This is a genomic window from Streptomyces spororaveus (assembly GCF_016755875.1).
Taxonomy (GTDB): Bacteria; Actinomycetota; Actinomycetes; order Streptomycetales; family Streptomycetaceae; genus Streptomyces; species Streptomyces spororaveus.
The window spans coordinates 3,783,476-3,804,502 of the sequence record NZ_BNED01000005.1 but is presented as its reverse complement, the minus strand read 5'-3'; the positions used below and the strand labels follow the sequence as shown (position 1 = coordinate 3,804,502).

General features: G+C 72.2%; 21 protein-coding genes. 11 read left to right on the top strand and 10 right to left on the bottom strand.

From position 1 onward, the window contains the following. The first annotated feature begins 200 nt into the window (after positions 1–200). A complete protein-coding gene (locus tag Sspor_RS19365) occupies positions 201–1,931 on the top strand; it encodes a lytic transglycosylase domain-containing protein (RefSeq protein WP_202200250.1) in 1,731 nt (576 codons plus the stop codon). 268 nt (positions 1,932–2,199) lie between these two features. Here the strand turns inward: Sspor_RS19365 and Sspor_RS19360 are convergent, their stop codons facing one another. After that, positions 2,200–2,403 carry a cold-shock protein gene (locus Sspor_RS19360; protein ID WP_007265804.1) on the bottom strand — a complete coding sequence of 68 codons (204 nt, stop codon included), beginning with the start codon at positions 2,401–2,403 and terminating at the stop codon, positions 2,200–2,202. Positions 2,404–2,640: 237 nt separating this feature from the next. Between Sspor_RS19360 and Sspor_RS19355 the strand changes: the two genes are divergently transcribed. The 4 genes from Sspor_RS19355 (at position 2,641) to Sspor_RS19340 (ending at position 7,512) form a co-directional block, all read left to right on the top strand. Beyond that, positions 2,641–3,504, top strand: coding sequence for a menaquinone biosynthetic enzyme MqnA/MqnD family protein (locus Sspor_RS19355; RefSeq protein WP_202200249.1), 864 nt, complete (start codon positions 2,641–2,643; stop codon positions 3,502–3,504). Positions 3,505–3,710: 206 nt separating this feature from the next. Then, entirely contained in the window at positions 3,711–5,573 is a 1,863-nt protein-coding gene (locus Sspor_RS19350; RefSeq protein WP_202200248.1) for a serine/threonine-protein kinase, read from the top strand. A gap of 78 nt (positions 5,574–5,651) precedes the next feature. Next, positions 5,652–6,851 carry a cyclic dehypoxanthinyl futalosine synthase gene (gene mqnC / locus Sspor_RS19345; protein WP_033224154.1) on the top strand — a complete coding sequence of 400 codons (1,200 nt, stop codon included), beginning with the start codon at positions 5,652–5,654 and terminating at the stop codon, positions 6,849–6,851. Positions 6,852–6,867: 16 nt separating this feature from the next. After that, positions 6,868–7,512, top strand: coding sequence for an imidazolonepropionase-like domain-containing protein (locus Sspor_RS19340; RefSeq protein ID WP_202200247.1), 645 nt, complete (start codon positions 6,868–6,870; stop codon positions 7,510–7,512). Here Sspor_RS19340 and Sspor_RS19335 read toward each other — a convergent pair. Both Sspor_RS19335 and Sspor_RS19330 read right to left on the bottom strand, forming a co-directional pair. Next, positions 7,478–7,921 carry a response regulator transcription factor gene (locus tag Sspor_RS19335; RefSeq protein ID WP_202200246.1) on the bottom strand — a complete coding sequence of 148 codons (444 nt, stop codon included), beginning with the start codon at positions 7,919–7,921 and terminating at the stop codon, positions 7,478–7,480. The genes Sspor_RS19340 and Sspor_RS19335 overlap by 35 nt on opposite strands. 48 nt (positions 7,922–7,969) lie before the next feature. Further along, a complete protein-coding gene (locus Sspor_RS19330) occupies positions 7,970–8,872 on the bottom strand; it encodes a DUF3152 domain-containing protein (protein WP_202200245.1) in 903 nt (300 codons plus the stop codon). Positions 8,873–9,138: 266 nt separating this feature from the next. Here Sspor_RS19330 and Sspor_RS19325 point away from each other — a divergent pair, with 266 nt between their 5' ends. Continuing rightward, positions 9,139–9,831, top strand: a complete 693-nt coding sequence (locus Sspor_RS19325) for a demethylmenaquinone methyltransferase (RefSeq protein WP_202200244.1) — start codon at positions 9,139–9,141, stop codon at positions 9,829–9,831. 38 nt (positions 9,832–9,869) lie between these two features. Next, positions 9,870–10,766: a glutaminase gene (locus Sspor_RS19320; protein ID WP_254723409.1), complete on the top strand. Its 897-nt coding sequence runs from the start codon at positions 9,870–9,872 to the stop codon at positions 10,764–10,766. 77 nt (positions 10,767–10,843) lie between these two features. Here the strand turns inward: Sspor_RS19320 and Sspor_RS19315 are convergent, their stop codons facing one another. Continuing rightward, positions 10,844–11,362, bottom strand: coding sequence for a GNAT family N-acetyltransferase (locus Sspor_RS19315; protein ID WP_202200242.1), 519 nt, complete (start codon positions 11,360–11,362; stop codon positions 10,844–10,846). Between the two features lie 97 nt (positions 11,363–11,459). Here Sspor_RS19315 and Sspor_RS19310 point away from each other — a divergent pair, with 97 nt between their 5' ends. Then, positions 11,460–12,743 carry a geranylgeranyl reductase family protein gene (locus tag Sspor_RS19310; protein WP_030722345.1) on the top strand — a complete coding sequence of 428 codons (1,284 nt, stop codon included), beginning with the start codon at positions 11,460–11,462 and terminating at the stop codon, positions 12,741–12,743. A 13-nt stretch (positions 12,744–12,756) separates the two neighbouring features. Here Sspor_RS19310 and Sspor_RS19305 read toward each other — a convergent pair whose 3' ends face one another. From Sspor_RS19305 to Sspor_RS19285, 5 genes are all read right to left on the bottom strand, one after another. Then, complete coding sequence (locus Sspor_RS19305) at positions 12,757–13,038, bottom strand: hypothetical protein (RefSeq protein WP_202200241.1); 282 nt, start codon at positions 13,036–13,038, stop codon at positions 12,757–12,759. 59 nt (positions 13,039–13,097) lie between these two features. Then, entirely contained in the window at positions 13,098–14,318 is a 1,221-nt protein-coding gene (locus tag Sspor_RS19300) for an ABC transporter permease (RefSeq protein WP_237403928.1), read from the bottom strand. Then, the gene (locus Sspor_RS19295; RefSeq protein WP_202203738.1) at positions 14,315–14,974 is read right to left on the bottom strand and encodes an ABC transporter ATP-binding protein; all 660 of its coding nucleotides are present in this window, start codon (positions 14,972–14,974) and stop codon (positions 14,315–14,317) included. The genes Sspor_RS19300 and Sspor_RS19295 overlap by 4 nt, the downstream gene beginning before the upstream one ends. A gap of 128 nt (positions 14,975–15,102) precedes the next feature. Then, entirely contained in the window at positions 15,103–16,746 is a 1,644-nt protein-coding gene (locus Sspor_RS19290) for a peptidoglycan-binding domain-containing protein (RefSeq protein ID WP_202200240.1), read from the bottom strand. Next, entirely contained in the window at positions 16,743–17,117 is a 375-nt protein-coding gene (locus tag Sspor_RS19285) for a hypothetical protein (RefSeq protein WP_202200239.1), read from the bottom strand. The genes Sspor_RS19290 and Sspor_RS19285 overlap by 4 nt, the downstream gene beginning before the upstream one ends. 335 nt (positions 17,118–17,452) lie before the next feature. On the opposite strand from Sspor_RS19285, the gene Sspor_RS19280 reads away from it, so the two are divergent. Then, entirely contained in the window at positions 17,453–17,863 is a 411-nt protein-coding gene (locus Sspor_RS19280) for a hypothetical protein (RefSeq protein WP_202200238.1), read from the top strand. Between the two features lie 29 nt (positions 17,864–17,892). After that, the gene (locus Sspor_RS19275) at positions 17,893–18,858 is read left to right on the top strand and encodes a hypothetical protein (RefSeq protein ID WP_202200237.1); all 966 of its coding nucleotides are present in this window, start codon (positions 17,893–17,895) and stop codon (positions 18,856–18,858) included. A gap of 114 nt (positions 18,859–18,972) precedes the next feature. Here the strand turns inward: Sspor_RS19275 and Sspor_RS19270 are convergent, their stop codons facing one another. Then, positions 18,973–19,818 (bottom strand): C40 family peptidase, encoded by an 846-nt coding sequence (locus Sspor_RS19270; protein ID WP_202200236.1) that lies wholly within the window; start codon positions 19,816–19,818, stop codon positions 18,973–18,975. An 838-nt stretch (positions 19,819–20,656) separates the two neighbouring features. On the opposite strand from Sspor_RS19270, the gene Sspor_RS19265 reads away from it, so the two are divergent. Then, positions 20,657–21,016: an NADH-quinone oxidoreductase subunit A gene (locus tag Sspor_RS19265; RefSeq protein ID WP_030010013.1), complete on the top strand. Its 360-nt coding sequence runs from the start codon at positions 20,657–20,659 to the stop codon at positions 21,014–21,016. The last annotated feature ends 11 nt before the right edge of the window (positions 21,017–21,027 follow it).

The window sequence follows — 21,027 nt, the reverse complement described above, 5'->3', positions numbered from 1 at the left end:
GCGGTGTCATCGGGGCGATTCGGGCGGCTGGTCGGGGAGTCTGTCCATTCGGCCATGAGACCCGGGTGAAGCCGAGACGAATGGTGTGTCCCATCTGCCGGGGACACGGCGAGTCGGGGACGAATACCTGATAGACAGTGGATATTCACGGCAAGACCAGCCGTATTCATTTGACGGCTCCTTGGGGGGATCGCCGCACTGTGAAGCCGCTTCACCGCCACCTCGTCAACACCTCGCGCAAGGTCCTGTGCACGGCCGCGCTCGCGGCCAGCCTGACCACCGCCGCGGTCGTGACCAGCCCGTCGACCGCTGACGCGGGAGAGTCCGAGCCCACTCCGGACAGTCCGCAGGCGACCGACCGTGGTGACGCCCGGCTGGATCTGCCCGACATCGTCGCCGACCCGCCGCCCACCGGGGTGGGCGCGCCGGAGGCGGCCAGCGGGATACCCGCGACCGCCCTCGACGCGTACAACCGCGCCGAGGTCTCGGTGGCCGCGGCGCTCCCCGGCTGCAAGCTGCCCTGGCAGCTGCTCGCCGGCATCGGCCGGGTGGAGTCCGTCCACGCCTCGGGCTACGGGCTCAAGGCCGACGGCTACACCGAGAAGCCCATCCGCGGCCCGCGCCTCGACGGCAACGGCTTCGCCGAGGTCCGGGACACGGACAAGGGCGAGTGGGACGCGGACGCGGTGTACGACCGGGCCGTCGGCCCGATGCAGTTCATCCCGTCCACGTGGGCCAAGTGGGGCGCCGACGGCAACGGCGACTCCAAGCGCGACCCGAACAACATCTACGACGCGGCCCTCGGCGCGGGTCTCTACCTGTGCGCGGGCGACCGGGACCTGTCGAACGAGGCCAAGCTCGACCAGGCGATCCTCAGCTACAACAACTCCCGCGAGTACGTGAACACCGTGCTCGGCTACATGCGCCAGTACCAGGCCGGCGGCGCCGGCGCGGTGGAGAACCCGCCCGTCGGGAACTACCCGACGCTGCCGCCGGGCACCCTGCCCACCCCGCAGGTGCCCGTCACGCCGTCGAATCCGGTGACGCCCACGCCGACACCGACCCCGAAGCCGACCCCCAAGCCGACTCCGACTCCGACTCCGACCCCGACTCCCACGCCGGAGCAGCCGAAGCCGGCCACTCCGCGCCTGGCGGGGCTGACGGTCATCGGCGGCACCGGCCTCACGGCCGAGGCCGGTGCGGCCTTCGCGGAGGTCCCTCGCGTCAAGGTGCTCCTCAGCGACGGCAAGCCCGCCGTCAACCAGGAGGTCGTCTTCGCGGTCGAGGGGGACACCACTGGCGGGACCCTCTTCGGGACGGCGGACTCCCTGGTGGTCAAGGCGGGCGCCGACGGCATCGCCGCCGCGCCCGGGCTCAAGGCGGGCCCCAAGGCCGGCACCTTCACGCTGCGGGCCTCGGCCTACGACCCGCAGGGCAGGTTCACCGAGAAGTTCGAGGGCAAGGTCACGGTGACGGTCGCGGACCGGCTGGCCCGTGCGGGTGACGCGAAGCCGCTGGAGGCGGTCGCGGGCAAGAGCTTCACCGGCGTGGAGGTCTTCGCCACCGCGGCCGGGAAGCCCGTCGCGGGTACGGAGGCCGTGGCCGACCTGGTCGTGAAGGACGCGGACGGCACGTGGGTCCCGGTGGACCCGGCGACCGCGAAGGCCCCGTACTTCAAGGACGAGGCCGGGAAGCCGGTCTTCGGCCGGCTGCTGGCCAAGTCGGGCGCCGACGGCAAGATCGTGCTGCCGGAGCTGTTCACCACGGACGTGCCCCCGGGCTCCTACTTCGTGCGTCTGACCACCAAGGAGAAGGTGACCCTGGTCCTGGAGCTCAAGGTCACCGCTCCGGCCACGACCCCGACCACGCCGGCGACCCCGACCGCGCCCACCACCGACCCGGCTCCCGCCAAGGCGGCGACCCGCCCCTGATCCCGTACGCCCGTGGTCCCCGGCACCGTCCCCGGTGCCGGGGACCACTGCGTCGGGCCCGGTGGAGCCGACCGGTCCCGGTCCCGGCCCCTCCCGCCCGCGTACGCCCTGGGGGCCGCACCGTGTGCACGGTGCGGCCCCCAGGGCGTACCCGTCCCCCCCGTTCGGGAGGGGAAAGGCAGGAGCCCTGCCTGATCTGCTCGCGCAGAGGGGACAGGGCTCCTTGGGTACTGCTTTTCCAACCCGCGATGGGAGTTGGCCCAGGCGACTAGGCCGGGGTGACGTTCTCCGCCTGCGGGCCCTTCGGACCCTGCGTGACGTCGAAGTTGACCTGCTGGTTCTCCTCGAGGGAGCGGAAGCCAGAGGCGTTGATCGCGGAGTAGTGGACGAAGACATCCGGGCCGCCGCCGTCCTGGGCGATGAAGCCGAAGCCCTTTTCAGCGTTGAACCACTTCACGGTTCCGGTAGCCATGAGCCCTCCTATGGGCCAAAGGGTCGCCCTGCTCCAGAACCTGCTAAGAAGTCTGAAAACTACAAAAGCCTGCGGGTCACATTCTCCGCAGGCCTCGTACTGCAAGGGAAACCAAACTGCAACTTGCGGCGAGCCTAGCACGCACCATGCGGCCGAGACCAGAGGGAAAGATCACGTCACCCGGACGTTTGAGACCCGCCGCAAGGCTGACGCGGACCCGGGGGCTAGTCTCGCGATGTGGACGTCTATCGCAGCCGGCCCCGCGTCGGCCACATTCAGTTCCTGAACTGCCTGCCCCTCTACTGGGGGCTGGCCAGAACCGGCACTCTGCTGGACCTGGAGCTGACCAAGGACTCCCCCGAGAAACTCAGTGAGCGCCTCGTCCAGGGGGACCTGGACATCGCCCCGATCACCCTCGTGGAGTTCCTCCGCAACGCCGACCAGCTCGTCGCCTTCCCCGACATCGCCGTCGGCTGCGACGGTCCGGTGATGTCCTGCGTGATCGTCTCGCAGGTCCCCCTGGAGCAGCTCGACGGAGCCCGCGTCGCGCTCGGTTCCACCTCTCGTACGTCTGTACGCCTCGCTCAGCTGCTGCTTTCCGAGCAGTACGGGGTGCGGCCCGACTACTACACCTGCCCGCCCGACCTGAGCGTGATGATGCAGGAGGCGGACGCGGCCGTACTGATCGGGGACGCCGCCCTGCGCGCCTCCCTGCACGACGCGCCCCGGCTCGGGCTGACCGTGCACGACCTGGGGCACATGTGGAAGGAGTGGACCGGGCTGCCGTTCGTCTTCGCCGTCTGGGCCGCCCGCAAGGACTACCTCGCCCGCGAGCCCGCCGTCGTGCGCGAGGTCCACGAGGCCTTCCTCTCCTCCCGGGACGTCTCCCTGGAGGAGGTCACCAAGGTGGCCGAGCAGGCCGCCCGCTGGGAGGCCTTCGACGCGGAGCTGCTGGAGCGGTACTTCACGACGCTCGACTTCCGCTTCGGTCCCGAGCAGCTGGCCGGCGTACAGGAATTCGCACGCCGTACGGGAGCGACGACCGGGTATCCCGCAGATGTCGCCGTGGAGCTGCTGAGCACGGTGGTCCAGGAGTGCTGACCGGGTTTACCCGGCGGTAGTCCAGAGGCCGTACGGGCGAATGTGCGGTTTACCGGGAATTCTCGCCCTTTTTGCATTTCTCGCCTTGGGATGGAAATGCAAAAGGGTGACCGTACTCCTTCCCCCGCCCCGCCCCGGCACCGCCTAGGCTGCTGCTCGGCCGGGCGGCACAAGGCGCCCGGGATCACGGGGAATTGGGGGACGCGATGCAGCCGCTCGAAGCGGGTGAGCCGCGCGTCATCGGCGCCTACCGGCTGCTCGGCCGGCTCGGTGCGGGTGGCATGGGCCGGGTCTACCTGGGGCGCAGCGCCGGCGGCCGGACCGTCGCCGTCAAGATCGTGCACCCCCACTTCGCGACCGACGAGGAGTTCCGGGCCCGGTTCCGCCGTGAGGTCGAGGCGGCCCGCCGGGTGGGCGGCGAGTGGACCGCGCCGGTGCTGGACGCCGACCCCGAGGCCCCGGTGCCGTGGGTGGCCACCGGGTACGTGGCCGGGCCCTCCCTGGACCGCGCGCTGGCCGCGCACGGCCCGCTGCCCGAGGCCTCGGTACGGGCCGTCGGCGCGGGGCTGGCCCGCGCCCTGGTGGCCGTCCACGGCCTGGGCCTCGTACACCGGGACGTGAAGCCGTCGAACGTGATGCTCACCCTCGACGGACCGCGGCTGATCGACTTCGGGATCGCGCGGGCCACGGACGGCACCGCCTCGCTCACCTCCACCGGCGTCTCCGTCGGCTCACCCGGCTACATGTCGCCCGAGCAGATCCTCGGCAAGGGGATCACCGGCGCGGCCGACGTGTTCTCGCTCGGCGCGGTCATGGCCTTCGCGGCGACCGGGCGGCCGCCCTTCAGCGGGGACAACTCGGCCACCCTGCTCTACAAGGTGGTGCACGAGCCGCCCGAGCTGGGCGCGCTCCCGGCCGGCGGGCTGCGCGAGCTGATCGAGGCCTGCCTGGCCAAGACGCCCGCGGAGCGGCCCGCCCCCGAGGCGGTCGCGGCGGCCCTCGGCGGGGCGCTGGGTGCCCCCGGGTGGCTGCCCGGGCCGCTGGTCGAGGCGGCCAGCCGGGCCGCGGTGGCCCTGCTGGACCTGGACGCGGACACCTCCGGGGGGTCCGACGCCTCGGCGGGCCAGGGCTTCGGAGTGCCGCACCCGTCGCACCCCCCGCAGCCGTCGCACTCGCCGTACGCGGACGCCCCGTCCGGGCCGGTGCCGTTCACGGCCGCCTCGTACGGAGGCGCCGCCGGGGCGGGGGGCTTCGGGCCGCCCGACCCCGCGTACGGCGCCGCGGGCGCCCGCACCGGCTCCGCCGGTACGGGCGGCGGGGTGGCCGGGGCGCCGACCGCGCCCGCGGAGCCACCCGGCCGGTCCGGTCCGTACGGGACGCCCGGCCCGGGAACCGGCGGCGCGGGGCTGCCCGGGCAGCGGACCGCCGCGCAGGATCCGGGGCGGCAGGTCACCGTGAGGGCGGCCGGGCGCCGGTTCAGCTGCACGGTGGTGCTGGCGGCCGCGGCCGTACTGGCGGTGCTGTCCGGCGGGCTGTACTGGATGGACGTGCTGCCGGGCCAGGGCGGCAAGGGCCATGACCTGGCCGACGCCGGAGCCCGGCCCTCCGCGTCCTCCCCGGCCCCGGCGGGCTCGGCTCCGGACCCGGCCGCGACCCCGAGCGGGAGCGGGAGCCCGAGCGGCAGCCCGGCCGCGCCCAAGGGGTCCCGCCAGGACGTGCCGCAGGAGCTGGTCGGCACCTGGAAGGGCACGGTCACCACCGCCCGCGCCAGGCTCTCCACCGAGTTCGAGATCACCATCAAGGCCGGCAAGGTCGGTGAGGTCGTCGCCCGGGACAAGTCGGTCCTCCCGCTGTTCGGCACCGACTGCAGCGGTGACTGGAGGCTGGCCTCCGCCACCGACCGCTCCCTCGTCCTGGACAGCTCGGGCGGCCCGAACCCGGCCCCCGGCATGTGCTCCGACGGCTCCGCCGACGAACGCTTCACCCTCAACGCCAACGGGACGCTCCACTACAAGTCGGGCGACAGCCCGGCCGGAAACCCCGAGGGCGACCTGACCCGCAGCCCCTGAAAACCCTCGCCAGGCCCTGGCGTAGGCTGGATCGGTCCGGACCTTGACACAGACACACCGCCGAAAGGTGACTCACCGGTGACCGACCAGGCCGTTCTCCAGTCTGTCCTCGACCGCGCCGCCGCGGGGGGCCGGATCACCAAGGAAGAGGCGCTCGACCTCTACCGCCACGCCCCGCTGCACGCGCTGGGCCAGGCGGCCGACGCCGTGCGCCGCCGCCGCTACGCCGGTACCGAGCACATCGCGACGTACATCATCGAGCGGAACATCAACTACACCAACGTGTGCGTCACGGCGTGCAAGTTCTGCGCCTTCTACGCGGCCCCCAAGGACGCGAAGAAGGGCTGGTCCCGCGACCTCGACGACATCCTGCGCCGCTGCGCGGAGACCGTCGAGCTCGGCGGCACGCAGATCATGTTCCAGGGCGGGCACCACCCGGACTACGGCGTCGAGTACTACGAGCACCACTTCTCCGCCATCAAGAAGGACTTCCCGCAGCTGGTCATCCACTCCCTCGGCGCGTCCGAGGTCGAGCACATGGCCCGTATCTCGGGCGTCTCGGCGGAGGAGGCCATCCAGCGCATCCACGCGGCCGGCCTCGACTCCTTCGCGGGCGCCGGCGCCGAGCTGCTGCCGGAGCGGCCGCGCACGGCGATCGCCCCGCTCAAGGAGTCCGGCGAGCGCTGGCTGGAGATCATGGAGATCGCCCACAAGCTGGGCGTGGAGTCCACCTCCACCATGCTGATGGGCACCGGCGAGACCAACGCCGAGCGCATCGAGCACATCGCGATGATCCGGGACACGCAGGACCGTACGGGCGGCTTCCGCGCCTTCATCCCGTACACCTACCAGCCCGAGAACAACCGCCTCAAGGGCCGCACCCAGGCGACGATCTTCGAGTACCTGCGCATGATCGCGATCGCGCGGCTCTTCCTCGACAACATCGCCCACATCCAGGGCTCCTGGCTGACCGTCGGCAAGGAGGCGGGCCAGCTCTCGCTGCACTACGGCGCCGACGACCTCGGGTCGATCATGCTGGAGGAGAACGTCGTCTCCTCGGCCGGTGCCAAGCACCGCTCCAACCGCCAGGAGATCATCGACCTGATCCGCAAGGCGGGCCGTACCCCGGCGCAGCGCGCGACGACCTACGAGCACCTGCTCGTGCACGACGACCCGGCGAACGACCCGGTCGACGAGCGCGTGGTCTCGCACATCTCCTCCACGGCCATCGAAGGCGGCACGGCGCACCCCGAGCTGAAGCTCATCTCCACGAACTGACGACGCCGGCCTACCGATGCTGACGCTGCACACCGCCGAACTCCTGGTCCCCGGGCCGGGATCCGCGCCGCTGCCGGGCGGTGCGGTCCTCGTCGACGGCGACCGGATCGCCCGCGTGGGTCCGTACCAGGAGGTCGCCGCGGCCCACCCGCACGCCCGGGCGCGCCGCTGGCCCGGGGTGATCACCCCGGGGCTGGTGGTGCGCGGGGCGGACGCGTTGCTGGAGCGCACGTACTACCCGGACGACCCGTACGAGGTCACCGAGCTCGGCGCCGGCCCGATCACGGGTGAGGCCGCGCTGGACGCGCTGAAGATGACCGAGCCGCGGTGGGGTCACAGCGCCCGCCGGGGCACGCAGAAGCTGCTGGCCCGCGGGGTGGTGGCGGTCTGCGGACGCTTCACGATCCCGGCCGTGCGCACGGCGGTGTCCCGGTCCGGGCTCACGATCCTGCCGCCGGCCGGCTGCGAAGGGCCGCCGGACCTGGACCCCTTCGCCGGGCGGACCGCCGCGGCGGAGGCCTTCCACGGCATCCTGGAGGCGGGGGTTCCGGCGCGTTTCGCGGTCTTCGCGGTGGCGGACGAGGCCGAGCTGCTGGAGCAGGGCGCGACCACGTGCGTGGCCACGGTCATCGGGGGACGGCTGCTCCACCGTCGTCGCTGAGCCCGATCCGGCCGCCGCGTCCGGCGGCGTCCGCGGCGTCCGCGGCGCGCCGGGTGTCCTCGCGGGCGAGGGCGGCCAGCAGGCAGGCCTGCAGGCGGCTGATGCCGCCCAGCTTGGCCCGTATGTTCACCACGTGGAACTTGACCGTGCTGACGGAGAGTTGCAGCTCGACGGCCAGTTCCCGGTTGGAGGCGCCGGTGGCCAGGCACAGGAACACGGCCGACTCCTGCTCGGTCAGCTGGGCGTCGGCGGGCTGCTCGGCGGGCCGGTCGGCGGGGCCGTCCCCGTTCGGCACGGAGCCGTTCGGCACGGAGTCGCCCTGCACGTCCTCGCACGGTGCCTGCGCTTCCCCGCCCGGCTCCTCGTACGAGGGGAACCACGCCGGGACGCTGAAGCTGACAACGCGCACGTTTTCTCCTAGCCCCCCGGCGGCCCCGTTCTGTGGCCGGCTCTCCCCCTATAGGACGGGCGGACCGGACAGGTAGGTTCCATCGGAGTCGTACGGCCAGGCGTTGGACTTGCAGCCGAGAAGCCCCTTGATCTGCTGCATCATCGCCGGAGCGGGCTTGCCGGGGGCCGGGCACGACTCGTGCCCGCGGCCGAGCTCGTGCCCGACCTCGTGGTTGATGATCAGCGCCCGGTACTCCTCGGGTGAGCCGTTGAACTGCGGCGAACCCTCCTGCCAGCGCTTGAGGTTGACCACGACGGTGTGCCCGGTGCTGCAGTTGGTCTCGCCGATGAGCTCGGGCGTGACCACGTCGCACAGGAGGTCGGTGGTCTTCGGCGTCGCGATCTTGATGGTGAAGTCCACCGGCTGGCCCGCCGCGACGAGCTGGAAGCCGTACTTCGGGTCCTTGGTCCAGCCGCGCGGATCGCCGAGGATCGCCTCGACCGAGCGGGCGGCCGACTCCGGGTCGACCCCGCTGCCCTCCTCGACCTCGATCCGCCAGCGGCGCGCGGGCCCCTTCCCCTGCGCTTTTCCGGCGGCGGCGGAGGTCTTGAAGGTACCCGGCCGGGCGGGTGTCGGGGCAGCGGGCGACGGCGTGGGCGAGCCGGGAGGGGACGCCGCGGGCGGGCTGGAAGGCTGCGGGGAGGGGGTTTGCTGGCCGCCCTGCGGGACCGCGTTCCCGGACGTGTCCGCCGATTCCCCGGCCGTCGGGTCCGGCTGGGCCGCCGCCCGGCCCGCGACGGCTTTCGCGTCGTCGGCCTCGGGCAGCAGCGTGTACGCGGTCGCCGAGAGCACGACCACCGCCGCCGAGCCGAGGAGGATCGTGCGCCGCAGCCGCTTGCGCCGCTCGGCCCGGCGCTGGGCGCGCGGGCTGCTGCGGCGGGAGCGACCGTTGGATTGGCCTGCCGGCATCGTGAAGCTTCCTGTTCGTGGCGGCCCCTGCCGGACCGGCCCCGATTCGGTCACCGATCCGGTGGGTGACCCTCACCGGGCCGCACCGTGTCAGTCAACGTGTCCGCCGGGGCGTCGCGTAACTGTCCTTCGGAACAGTTTCCGACACCCGTCCGGTGGGAAAGGAGGGCGGGGGTGTCGGAGCCCGCGCGGCTCGGGCGGGGCGCGGCCTGAGAGGATGGGTGCGTACCCGCCGATCCGCATCGCACACCGAGGGGCGAACGCCAGTGACAAGGGCTTCCCTGGACAAGCAGCCGCACGAAGTCGCCTCCATGTTCGACGGCATCGCGGCGAAATACGACCTCACCAACGACGTCATCTCGCTGGGCCAGGCCCGGCTGTGGCGCAAGGAGGTCGCGAAGGCGGTCGGCGCGCGCCCCGGGCACGTGGTCCTCGACCTGGCCGCCGGAACCGCCACCTCCTCGCTGCCCTTCGCCGCCACCGGCGCGTATGTCGTCCCCTGCGACTTCTCCCTGGGCATGCTCATGGAGGGCAAGAAGAAGCACTCCTGGCTGCCGCTGACCGCCGGTGACGCGACGAAGCTGCCGTTCGGGGACGACGTCTTCGACACCGTCACGATCTCCTTCGGGCTGCGCAACGTCCAGGACACCGACGCCGCGCTGCGCGAGCTGTACCGGGTGACGAAGCCCGGCGGGCAGGTCGTCATCTGCGAGTTCTCGCAGCCCACCTGGGGGCCGTTCCGCACGGTCTACATGGAGTACCTGATGCGGGCGCTGCCGCCGGTGGCCCGCACGGTGGTGTCCGACCCGGAGCCGTACGTGTACCTCGCCGAGTCCATCCGCGAATGGCCCGACCAGCCGGCGCTGGCCGCCCTGCTGCAGAAGGCCGGCTGGTCCGGGGTCGCCTGGCGCAACCTCAGCGGCGGCATCGTCGCGCTGCACCGGGGATTCAAGGACTGACCGCGGTGCCTGACGTCGCGCGCACGGACTACGGGCCGCTGCTGGAGCGGATCGCGGCCGACATCGCCCCGCTGATCGGCAGCGGCACCCCGGCCGAGTACATTCCGGCGCTGGCCTCCGTGGACCGGCGGCAGTTCGGGATGGCCGTCGCCGACCTCGACGGCAACGTCTTCGGGGTCGGGGACTGGCGGGTGCCCTTCTCCGCCCAGTCCATCACCAAGGTCTTCGCGCTCGCCCTGGCCCTGGCCGAGGGCGGCGACAGCCTGTGGGAGCGGGTCGGGCGGGAGCCCTCCGGCAACCCGTTCAACTCGCTCGTGCAGCTGGAGTACGAAAACGGCATTCCGCGCAATCCATTCATCAACGCGGGCGCCCTCGTGGTCACCGACCGGCTCCAGACGCTGACGGGTGACGCGAGCAGCGAGCTGCTGGAGTTCCTGCGGCAGGAGAGCCAGAACCCGGACATCGGCTTCGACGCCGAGGTCGCCGCCTCCGAGCAGGAGCACGGCGACCGCAACGCGGCCGTCGCCCACTTCATGGCCTCGTACGGGAACATCGACAACCCGGTGCCCGCGCTGCTGGAGCACTACTTCTGGCAGTGCTCCATCGAGATGAGCTGCGCCGATCTGGCCCGCGCCGGGCGCTTCCTGGCCCGGCACGGGCTCCGCGCGGACGGCACGCGGCTGCTGACGCGCAGCGAGGCCAAGCAGATCAACGCGGTGATGCTGACCTGCGGGACGTACGACGCGGCGGGCGAGTTCGCCTACCGCGTCGGGCTGCCCGGCAAGAGCGGCGTGGGCGGCGGCATCGTCGCCGTCGTCCCGGGCCAGTGCACCCTCGCGGTGTGGAGCCCGGGCCTGGACGCCCGGGGGAACTCCGTGGCGGGCGTGGCGGCCCTCGACCGCTTCACCACGCTGACCGGGCTCTCCGTGTTCTAGGCGACCGGCAGGGTTCGCCGGGTCGCGACGCCCGGCGACGCCCGGCACGGCAGACCTTTCCGGCCGCCGGACACCCCCTAGAGGGCCAGCACGTAGCGGCGCGCCGGATTCCCGGCCGGTGTGGCGAACTCCTCGGCCAGGTCCATGCCCAGACGCTCCGCCACCGCCACCGAACGCGCGTTCCGGGCGTCGATCATCGCCACCACGTGCGGGACACCGGCCGCGCGGACCCGTTCCAGCGTGGCCAGCGCGGCGGCGTACGCGTAGCCCCGGCCCCACGCGGCGCGGCTCAGCCGCCAGCCGATCTCGATCTCGCCGACCGGCCCCCAGCCCTTCTCCCGGGGCCACGGCTGGGCGCCGGTGAAGCCGAGCACCCCGCCCTGCGCGTCCGTCAGGGTCCACAGGCAGTAGCCCAGCTGGGCGTCGTGCATGCGCTGGCGCGCGGTGATCTCCTCGTACGCGGACAGTTCCGCGGGCCCTCCCAGGAACTCCATGACGTCGGGGTCGGCGAAGGCCGCATGCCAGGCGTGCGCGTCCTCGTCCGTGGGCACGCGGAGCTGTACGGCGGGGAGCGGCCGGCTCGGTGAGGTGGTCATCGGAGGCACCCTTCGGATCGTGATCTCTCTCGCTGCATAGACTGCACATGTCCGGTGCCGTTGGGCACCCTTTATCGAGCCTTCGGGAGACCCCGCAGTGACCGAGCTCCTCTCCGAACACTCCGCGGACGTGATCGTCGTCGGGGCCGGGCCCGCCGGCTCGACCACCGCCTACTACCTCGCCAAGGCCGGATTGGACGTCCTGCTGCTGGAGAAGACGGCGTTCCCGCGCGAGAAGGTCTGCGGCGACGGCCTGACCCCGCGCGCCACCAAGCAGCTGGTGGCGATGGGCATCGACATCTCCGAAGAGGCCGGCTGGCTGCGGAACAAGGGTCTGCGGATCATCGGCGGCGGCCAGCGGCTCCAGCTGGACTGGCCGGAACTCGCCTCCTACCCGGACTACGGACTCGTCCGCAAGCGTGACGACTTCGACGAGACCCTGGCCCGTCAGGCGCAGAAGGCCGGCGCCCGGCTGTACGAGCGCTGCACCGTCGGCGAGCCGGTGCGCGACGCGCGCACCGGCCACATCACGGGCGTCCACGCGAAGCTGGGCGAGGAGAAGACCCCGGTCACCTTCCACGCCCCGCTGGTCGTCGCGGCCGACGGCAACTCCTCCCGGCTGTCCCTGGCGATGGGCCTGCACCGGCGCGAGGACCGCCCGATGGGCGTGGCCGTACGGACGTACTTCACCTCGCCGCGGCACGACGACGACTACCTGGAGTCCTGGCTGGAGCTGTGGGACCGGCGCGGCGCGCAGGACCGGCTGCTGCCCGGCTACGGCTGGATCTTCGGCATGGGCGACGGCACCTCCAACGTCGGCCTCGGCATCCTCAACTCCTCCTCCGCCTTCAAGGAGCTGGACTGGCGCGAGGTCCTCAAGGCCTGGTGCGCCTCCATGCCGGAGGACTGGGGCTACACCCCCGAGAACATGACGCAGCCGATCCGCGGCGCGGCCCTGCCGATGGCCTTCAACCGGCAGCCGCACTACACGAAGGGCCTGCTGCTGGTCGGCGACGCGGGCGGGCTCGTCAACCCGTTCAACGGCGAGGGCATCGCGTACGCCATGGAGTCGGGCCAGATCGCGGCCGACGTCATCGTGCAGGCCCAGGCGCGGGCCACCCCGGCCCAGCGCGAGCTGGCCCTGCACAACTACCCGAAGGTGCTCAAGGAGACCTACGGCGGCTACTACACCCTGGGCCGCGCCTTCGTGAAGCTGATCGGCAACCCGAAGGTCATGAAGATCGCCGCCCAGCGCGGTCTGACCCACCCGGTGCTGATGCGCTTCACCCTGAAGATGCTGGCCAACCTGACCGACCCGACGGGCGGCGACGCGATGGACCGCATCATCAACGGCCTCTCGAAGGTGGCCCCGAAGGCCTGAGGCGCCCGCCTGGTCAGTCGTCCGTGCCCGTGCCCGCCTCGGTGGGGGCGGGCACGTCCGCGTCCGGGCGGCCGTGGACGGTACGGACGCACCTGGCCAGCAGGACCAGCCCGCACACCAGGAGCGCCCCCGAGGCGGTCCAGCCGAGGCCCAGCGTGAGCGGATGGCCGGGCTTGTGCCAGGGGCGGGCGGTCGTCAGCAGCCAGCCGCCCACCGCGAGCAGGCCGAGCCCGAGCGCGGCCGGGACCGCGGTGGGGTCGCCGGCGCCGTGGGATTCGTACGACTTCGGGTTCACGGGACCACCACCTCCAGGGGCGGGTCGGGTCGGCCCTGACGGTCAGGCGCGCGCCGCCGCTATCTTCGCAGGGCTTCGGCCGGTTCGACACGGGCCGCCCGCCAGGCGGGATACAGCCCGGCCAGCAGCCCGGTGACCAGGCCAACGAGCGGGGCAGCGGCGACGGTGGCCGGATGGATCACCGGGGTCCAGTCCCGGGCGAGGGCGACGGCGACCACGGTCAGCTCGCCCAGCGAGGTCCCGACCAGGCCGCCGAGCGCCCCCAGGGCCGCGGACTCGGTGAGGAACTGGGCCGAGACGTGCCGGCCCCGGGCCCCGAGCGCCCGGCGCAGCCCGATCTCGCCGGTCCGCTCCAGTACGGCGACCAGCGTGGTGTTGGCGATCCCGACCGCGCCGATGACCAGGCAGATCCCGGCGAGCAGCAGGAAGAGCGCGCTCAGGTCGGCGGTGACGCCCGAGCGCAGCGTCCGGGGGTCGGGCGGCGGGACGGCCTTGAGGTACTCGGGGTGGTCGGGGCGCAGCGCGAGCGGGGCGAGGCCGGCGACCTGGCGGGCGGCACCGAGTTCGGTGGAGATCAGCATGGTCGCGCCGCCGGGCGGGGGCGGCCCCCAGAGCTGCTCGGCGGTGGTGCGCGGCACGAGGACCGACATCAGGTGCTCGGGCCGGCGCCGCAGGTCCGCGACGATGCCCGCCACGGTGAAGGGTTCCTGGCCGATGTAGAGGGCGGGCCGGGTGGCCAGGGTGGTGATGCCGAGGCGGGCGGCGAGCCCGCTGCCGATGACGACGACGCGTTCGCGGCCGCGCTCGGCGAAGTCGTCGTAGAGCCGCCCCTCCTGGAGGGTCGGTACGAGGGCGGCGACGGCGCCGGGGGAGGCGGCGACGACGGCCGCTCCGGTGGTGGGGTCGCCGGCGCCGGAGGGCAGGGGGCCCACGGTGGTCCGTGAGTCGAGGCGCACCGTCCACAGCACCCCGGCGTGCTCGATGCCCGCGACGGCGCGCAGCCGCTCCTCGGCATCGGCCGGGAAGCCGGAACCGGCGAACTCGTTCTGCTGGGCGGCGACGTCCTCGATGCCGACCTCGGTGGCGGTCAGGACGTTGAACCTGCCGTCGATCTGCGAGGAGATGGTGGCGGTGAGGCCCAGCACGGCCACGAAGCTGCCCACGCCGAGGACGGTGCCGAGGGCGGTGAGCACGGCCCGGCCGGGGCGGCGCAGCATCCCGGCGACCGCCTCGGCCAGGGCGTCGCGTACGGAGAGCCGGGTGGGCACGACGGCGCTCAAGAATCCAGCCGCCCGTCGCGGATGGTGACGGTCCGGACACCGCGGCGGGCCACCTCGGGGTCGTGCGTGATGACGAGGACGGTCATCCCGGCTCCGTGCAGTTCGTCGAGCAGCCCGAGGACGGACGCGGCGTTCACGGAGTCGAGATTGCCGGTCGGCTCGTCGCACAGCAGGAGCGAGGGGCGTCCGACCAGGGCGCGGGCGATCGCCACCCGCTGGCGCTCGCCGCCCGACAGCCGGCCGGGCACGGCGCCGGCGCGGTGCCCGAGACCGACCCGGTCCAGGGCCTCGCGGGCCCGTACGAGGCGCTGCGCGCGCGGGATTCCGGTGTAGAGCATGGCGAGGGTGACGTTCTCCAGGGCGGACCGGTGGGGGAGGAGGTGGAAGGACTGGAAGACGAAGCCGATCCGGCGGCCGCGCAGGGCGGTGCGCTCCCGGTCGGGGAGCGCGGCGGTGTCGATCCCGTCGAGCAGGTACCGGCCGCTGGTGGGGGAGTCGAGCAGCCCGGTGACGTTGAGGAAGGTGGACTTCCCGGAGCCGGAGGGGCCGACGACGGTGATGAACTCGCCGCGCCGGACGGTCAGGTCGCAGGGGTGCAGGGCTTCGACGGGCGGCGGCCCGGGGTAGGTGAGGCCGACCCCGCGGAGCTCGATCACGGGGGGCTCGGCCGCCGGGCCTTCGCCGTCGCCGGAGGACCGCGGGCGGTGCGGGGACTGCGGGGACTGCGGGGCCAGCGGGGCCTGCTGGGACTGCCGGGCCTGCGGGGGCCGCCGGGGCAGGAGCCTCACCTGGTCTTCCCCCGGGTCTCCCGGGGGGCGACCCCGATCACCACCTTGGTCCCGGCGGCGAGGGCGCCCGCCTGGGCGGGGGTGACGGCCACGAAGCCGTCGCCGCTGGTGCCGGCCCGTACCTCGATGCGCCGCTGGGTGCCTTCGGCGGACACGGCGGTGACGACCGTACGCCCGTCCGCGCCCGCGGAAACCGCGGTGACCGGGACCACGAGCGCCTCGCCGTCGGTGGCGGCGGACTCGATGGTCAGCCGGACGTCCTGCCCGGCGAAGCCGGCGGGCAGGGGCTGGTCGGCGCGGACCACCATCCGGTAGCCGGAGTCGGCGCCGCCGCCGCCCGTTCCGCCGCTCCCGCCGCCCTTGGGGTTCTGCCCGGCGTCCTGCTGCGGGAGCGGCCCGGCGGGCTGAGCGGCGGACCGCTCGGTGGCGACGACCGCCACCTTGCCGCGGACATCGGTACCGGCGACCTCGGAGGAGATCACCACGGCCATCCCGGCGCGCAGCAGCTGCCTCTTGTCGTCCTTGAGGTAGGCCTCGACGACGAGTTCCCCGCCGGAGAGCGTGAGCACCGGCCCGGACACGGGGGAGCCCGCGCGGGCCCCGACGGAGCTGACACGGGCCGGGAAGGAGCCCAGGAACACGCTCTCGGCGGTCGGCAGCATCGGCCCGTCGGCGGCCTCGGCGGCCGCGAGCGCGGACCGGGCCTCTCCGAGCGCCTGCCGCGCCCGCGCGAGCTCCCGGCCCGAACCGGGAGCGCTACCGGCGCCGGTACCGGTACCGGTCCCGGTGCCGGAGCTGGGGCCGGAGCCCGGGCCGGGCGGGGTGGCCGCGCTCGGGGTGGCCCCGCCCCCGCCCCCGCCCTTGCCGGTGCCGACGCCGGTGCCGGATCCGGTCTCCGTGGCCCCGCCCTTGCCGGTGCCGACGCCGGTGCCGGTGCTGGCCGGGCCGCTCGCGTCCTCCACGGCCCACGTCGCGGACCGCACGGCCTCCCGCGCCGACCTGAGCGCCGCGCCCCCGTCGGCGACCGCGGGCAGCGGCTCGTACCCGACGGCCCGGTAGCGGGCGGTGAGCGCGGCCTTCGTACCGGCCCCGAAGACACCCCTCGCGTCGCCGCCGGTGCCGTGCCCGAGCTCGCGCAGCGCCTGCTGCAGCTGCGCGACGTCGTCGCCGGTGGCTCCCGGCTTGAGGTCGCGGTACATCGGCTGCGCGCCGTGCAGGGTGAACACCGGCCGCCCGGACACCTCGGCGATCAGCTGCCCCGCCGTGACCGGGTCCCCCGCCTTCAGCGGCAGTTTGGTCACCAGGGCCGCGCCGCCCGTCCCGTCGCCGGAGCGCATCCCCTGCGGGGACACGACGACGCTCTGGTCGGCGACCACCGTCCCGCGCATGACCACGGTCTGCGCGAGCACCCGTCGCTCGACCTCCGCGGTCAGGGCCCCCTGTACGGGCGGGCCGGTCTCCGCGGCCACCTGCGCGGGGGACTTCACCAGCGTGGTCGCCAGCAGGCCGCCGACCGCCATCAGCGCGGCCCCGCCGACGACGGCGAGCACCACGCGCCGCCCGCGCGTGAGTCCGCCGCGGTCGTCCTGGGGGGCCGCCAGGGCCTCGGTGCGCTCCACGACCTGCTCCGCTTCGCTCATCTCTCCGGCCGGCACTTCTTCAACGCGTCGAGGTGGTCGCGCTTGAGCGCGTTCCACTGTTCGGGAGTGCCCCGGCGGTCGTCGATCTGCGCGGTGACCGGGTCCGGGTCGGGGTACCAGGAGATGCCCTCGGCCCGCAGACACGCGGACTCCTTCTGCGCGGCGGCGATCTGGGCGGGCGTGGCCGGCTGGGGCTTCGGCGGGGGCGGCAGCATCGGCGCGCAGGTCTTGTGCGCCTCGTCGTTCGCGGGCTTCGACTTGTCCACGCGCGGAGCCCCGTAATCCGTGTACACGATGGCCACACCCTGCTTCTTCAGGCAGTCGTAGTAGGCGATTTCCTCCGCGGTGGGGGGCGGACTGTCGCTTGCCACAGGTTCTTTGTCGCTGCCGCCGCATCCCGTCAGAGAAATGCACAGAAGAAGTAGAGGGGTCAAATATCTTGCGTGCACGACGGGTTTCCCTTGCGGAGGTAGGAGTGGATTATGCGCATCCGTTTCTACGGTAGGGGAGGGCGCGCCGCCAGATAGTAGATACCGGTGGCCGGTTCCGACAAGTTACCTATCAGACAACAGAAATGATGGTCCATCAGCTGAGAAAAGGCTTGAACAGGCACGGGCTTCGCTGTTGAATCCCCGCCGGGCGGAAACGCGTCATCCCGGTCCGCCCCGAACACCCCGATTGTCGCCTGAAGAGTGAGGTAAGCGTGATGGACAACGCAATGCGCAAGCTGTCGGCCGGCTGCGTCGCCGCCGTTTCGATCGGCGCCATTCTGCTGGGAACCGCGGGTCCGGCGGGCGCCTGGGGGCGCGACGGAAATCTGGAGAACCAGGAGTTCGGGCTTTTCTACTGGCAGAACCAGTCGGGTTGTGTCTTCGACCTGGTGACGAATGACCTGAACTTCAGCGACGACAAGTACCAGGGCTCCTGCTCGGCCAGCGGGGACTGGATCAACGACACCACCGAGTCCTACCGGAACCGGGACGTCTACGCCTGGAAGGTCGGCACCGACAAGGACATGGGCGGCAACGTCGGGGAGATCCCGTCGAACTACGCGGGCAACGCCTCGGCGAACTTCAAGAACAAGATCAGCTCGGCCAAGTACACCCTCCACCCGTAATCCCGATCCGGCAGAAGGAGTTCCGCGCGATGTACACCTCCCGGCGCCGCCGGCCCGCAGCCGCCCCGGCCACCGTCCTGCTGGCGGCCGTCCTCCTGGCCGGCTGCGCCGGGACCGGCGGCTCCGGGGGCGGTGAACCCGAGCTCGGTCCCGTCGAGGTGAACCCGGCGACGGCCACGCTGTCCCTCCCGATGGACGCCTACACGGACACCGAGGCCGAACGGATCCGCATGGGCCAGGTCCAGCAGGCCCTGGTCTCCCGGTGCATGGCCCGGTACGGGTTCACCTACGAGGGCGTGCGACCGGCCGAGGCCGCCGGCGCCGGGGCCGAGGACCGCCACGCCTACCTCTTCGGCCTGGCCGATCCGGCGTACGCGGCGGCCCACGGGTACGACAAGTCCGCGGGGGAGGGCAGCCCGGCGAAGCCGGCTCCGCCGCCGCTGAGCGACAGCGCGTACGTCGTGATGACCGGCGAGCAGCCCGGAGCCCGGAGCGGCACCGCCCCCGACGCGAACTCCGAGGAGGAGGCCGCCCAGGTGGACAGCGGCCTGACGGCGGCCGGGCAGAAGGTGCCGGCCGGCGGGTGCGGGCGGGAGGGGTACCGCAAGCTGTACGCCCCGACCAAGGACAGCGTGGACCTGCTCTTCACGTTCGGGCTGTCCTCGGAGGCGCACGACCGCTCCCGGCAGGACTCCCGGGTCGTCGACGTCCTCAGGAAGTGGTCGTCATGCATGGACAAGTCGGGATACGCCGGGATCGAATCACCGTACGACGTCGTGGAGAAGCTGGGCCTGGCCGACGACAGGGGCGGCCCGAAGGCCGTGACGGCCGCCAAGGCCGACGTCGCGTGCAAGCGCGAGGTGAACCTCGTGGGCATCTGGGGAGCGGTCGAGAAGGCGTACCAGGAGCGGCTCGTCGAGGAGCATGCCGAGACGCTCACGCTCTACAGGAAGCAGCGGGAGGCCCGTTTCAAGCTGGCGGCCTCACTGGGCTGACAAGGGGCCGCCGAGGCGCTCCGGCGGCCAGGGAGACACGAAGAACGGCCCCAGGGCCGGTACTCCACCCCCGAGCGGGGGAGTACCGGCCCTCGGCCGTGGTCTGAGCGGTGCTCAGAGGACGCGGACGGCGCCCGTCGGCTTGTCGTAGCTGAGGTTGCGCTCGACGATGCCCGTGCTGGGGTTCTGCGCGCCGACGAACTTGCCGCCGCCGACGTAGATGGCGACGTGGTAGGCGCTGCCCTTGGAGCCCCAGTACAGGATGTCGCCCGGCTGCAGGGCGTTCAGCGACACCGAGGTGCCGGCCGAGGACTGCGCCTGGGACATGCGCGGCAGGCTGATGCCGGCCTGGCGGTAGGCGGCCTGGACGAGGCCGGAGCAGTCGAACGAGGACGGGCCGGTGCCGCCCATGACGTACGCCTTGCCGACCTGCGCGCGGGCGAAGTTGACGATGGCCGCGGCGGAGCCGGTGGCCGGGGCGGAGACGGTGCCGGTGCCCTGCGGGGCGGAGGCGCTCTTGAGCGAGGTGCGCTCGGAGCCGCGGGCGGAACGCTCGGCCTCGGCCTTGCGGTCGGCCTCGGCCTTCGCCTTCTTCTCGGCCTCGGCCTGCTTCTCGGCGTCGGCCTTCTTCTGGGCCTCTTCCTTGGCCTGCTTTGCCTCGGCGGCGGCGCCGGTACGGGCGCTCTCCTCCTGGGCGGTCAGTTCGCCCTCGACGGCCGCGAGGCGGGTGTTCTCGGCGGCCTTGGTGACGGCGGAGGAGACCTCGGCGCCAAGGTCCATGTCGAGGACCGGCATTTCGAGCGTCGTCTCGGCCAGGGGCTCGGCGGACGGGGACGCGCTCGCGGTGCCGGCCATGGCCAGGGTGCTGAGGACGCCACCGGCAACTCCGGCGCGGACCGCGAGCTTCGAGGCGCTGCGGCGGGGCTTCCGGTGGCTGGGTATGTGAGCGGTGTGGGACATGAGGACAACCGCTATCAGGGCGCCAGGGTTCCCTTCAAGAAACGTGGGGTGCGCCACAGTTGCGCGAGAAAGGCGCGAACCGGACGCCGCTCGCTTCTTATTGACGCCGTAACGGGCGAAACGGACAGGCCCTCACAAGGCTGTGATCATGGGGTTTCGGAATTAAGTCCTAATTGATCCCTGACCTACCATCACTCCGCACTGATGGCCAAGCCCTCTTTCGGAAGGCTCGATTCAGAGTGGCGCAGGTCACAGCAATGTCACGCCATGCGGACGCTGTGCCCCTCCCGTGACCTTCCTGTGAACGGGCCGAGAGGTTCGTGAACGGATGCACGCACTCACGTCGTCCCGTGCGTGGTCGTCGGACACTTCCGTTCGTCCGGCGTCTGCCCCCTCGCCGGCCCCCTCATTCACCCCGGCCCCCCTCGCGTCCACCTCCGTACGCGCGCCGTCCCCCGACCGGGCGACGGCGATCCCTTTATCATCCCCACACCCTCGTTGCCAATTTGCCTGCACGGGGAATCGTTTGATAGAGCGATCCGCCTCCTACCTGCGGTAACGGGCCTGGATGTCACCTTTGGTGATCCTGTGGATGCTTCGCGTATGTAGATCACCACTCATCGGACTTCATGATCGTTCGTCAGGTGGTGGAGATCACAAACTCGGTGTTGCAACCCGTGTCGCAGATCACAGACGAGCAGGCATAAGATGCGCACCAGTCCGGCTTGTGAACTGCCTCACATGCAAGCGCTTGATCGAAAGCGTGATCTTCGCGAGGCGGCCCACGCGGCGCCGGCAGCGGTCCAACGGTCAAGGACGACTGGAAGGAGCGAGGAGCGTGAATGCGTACGCGCCCATCCTCGTGCTCGGCGCCCTCGGCGCAGGGTTTGCGATCTTCTCCGTGGTCATGGCCACGCTGATCGGTCCAAAACGGTACAACCGGGCAAAGCTTGAAGCCTACGAGTGCGGCATCGAACCGACGCCGATGCCGGCCGGCGGTGGCCGCTTCCCGATCAAGTACTACCTGACGGCGATGCTCTTCATCGTCTTCGACATCGAGGTTGTCTTCCTCTACCCCTGGGCCGTCACCTTCGACTCCCTGGGGATCTTCGGGCTCGTCGAGATGCTGCTCTTCGTGCTCACCGTCTTCGTCGCCTACGCCTACGTGTGGCGCCGCGGCGGTCTGGAATGGGACTGAGGGGCTGAATT

Excerpts from the sequence above, each read along its gene's own strand:
- Sspor_RS19270 (WP_202200236.1), bottom strand. The coding sequence starts at position 19,818 with ATGTCCCACACCGCTCACATACCCAGCCACCGGAAGCCCCGCCGCAGC.
- Sspor_RS19275 (WP_202200237.1), top strand. The coding sequence starts at position 17,893 with ATGTACACCTCCCGGCGCCGCCGGCCCGCAGCCGCCCCGGCCACCGTC.
- Sspor_RS19350 (WP_202200248.1), top strand. The coding sequence starts at position 3,711 with ATGCAGCCGCTCGAAGCGGGTGAGCCGCGCGTCATCGGCGCCTACCGG.
- Sspor_RS19290 (WP_202200240.1), bottom strand. The coding sequence starts at position 16,746 with ATGAGCGAAGCGGAGCAGGTCGTGGAGCGCACCGAGGCCCTGGCGGCC.
- Sspor_RS19340 (WP_202200247.1), top strand. The coding sequence starts at position 6,868 with ATGCTGACGCTGCACACCGCCGAACTCCTGGTCCCCGGGCCGGGATCC.
- Sspor_RS19330 (WP_202200245.1), bottom strand. The coding sequence starts at position 8,872 with ATGCCGGCAGGCCAATCCAACGGTCGCTCCCGCCGCAGCAGCCCGCGC.
- Sspor_RS19280 (WP_202200238.1), top strand. The coding sequence starts at position 17,453 with ATGGACAACGCAATGCGCAAGCTGTCGGCCGGCTGCGTCGCCGCCGTT.
- Sspor_RS19315 (WP_202200242.1), bottom strand. The coding sequence starts at position 11,362 with ATGACCACCTCACCGAGCCGGCCGCTCCCCGCCGTACAGCTCCGCGTG.
- Sspor_RS19360 (WP_007265804.1), bottom strand. The coding sequence starts at position 2,403 with ATGGCTACCGGAACCGTGAAGTGGTTCAACGCTGAAAAGGGCTTCGGC.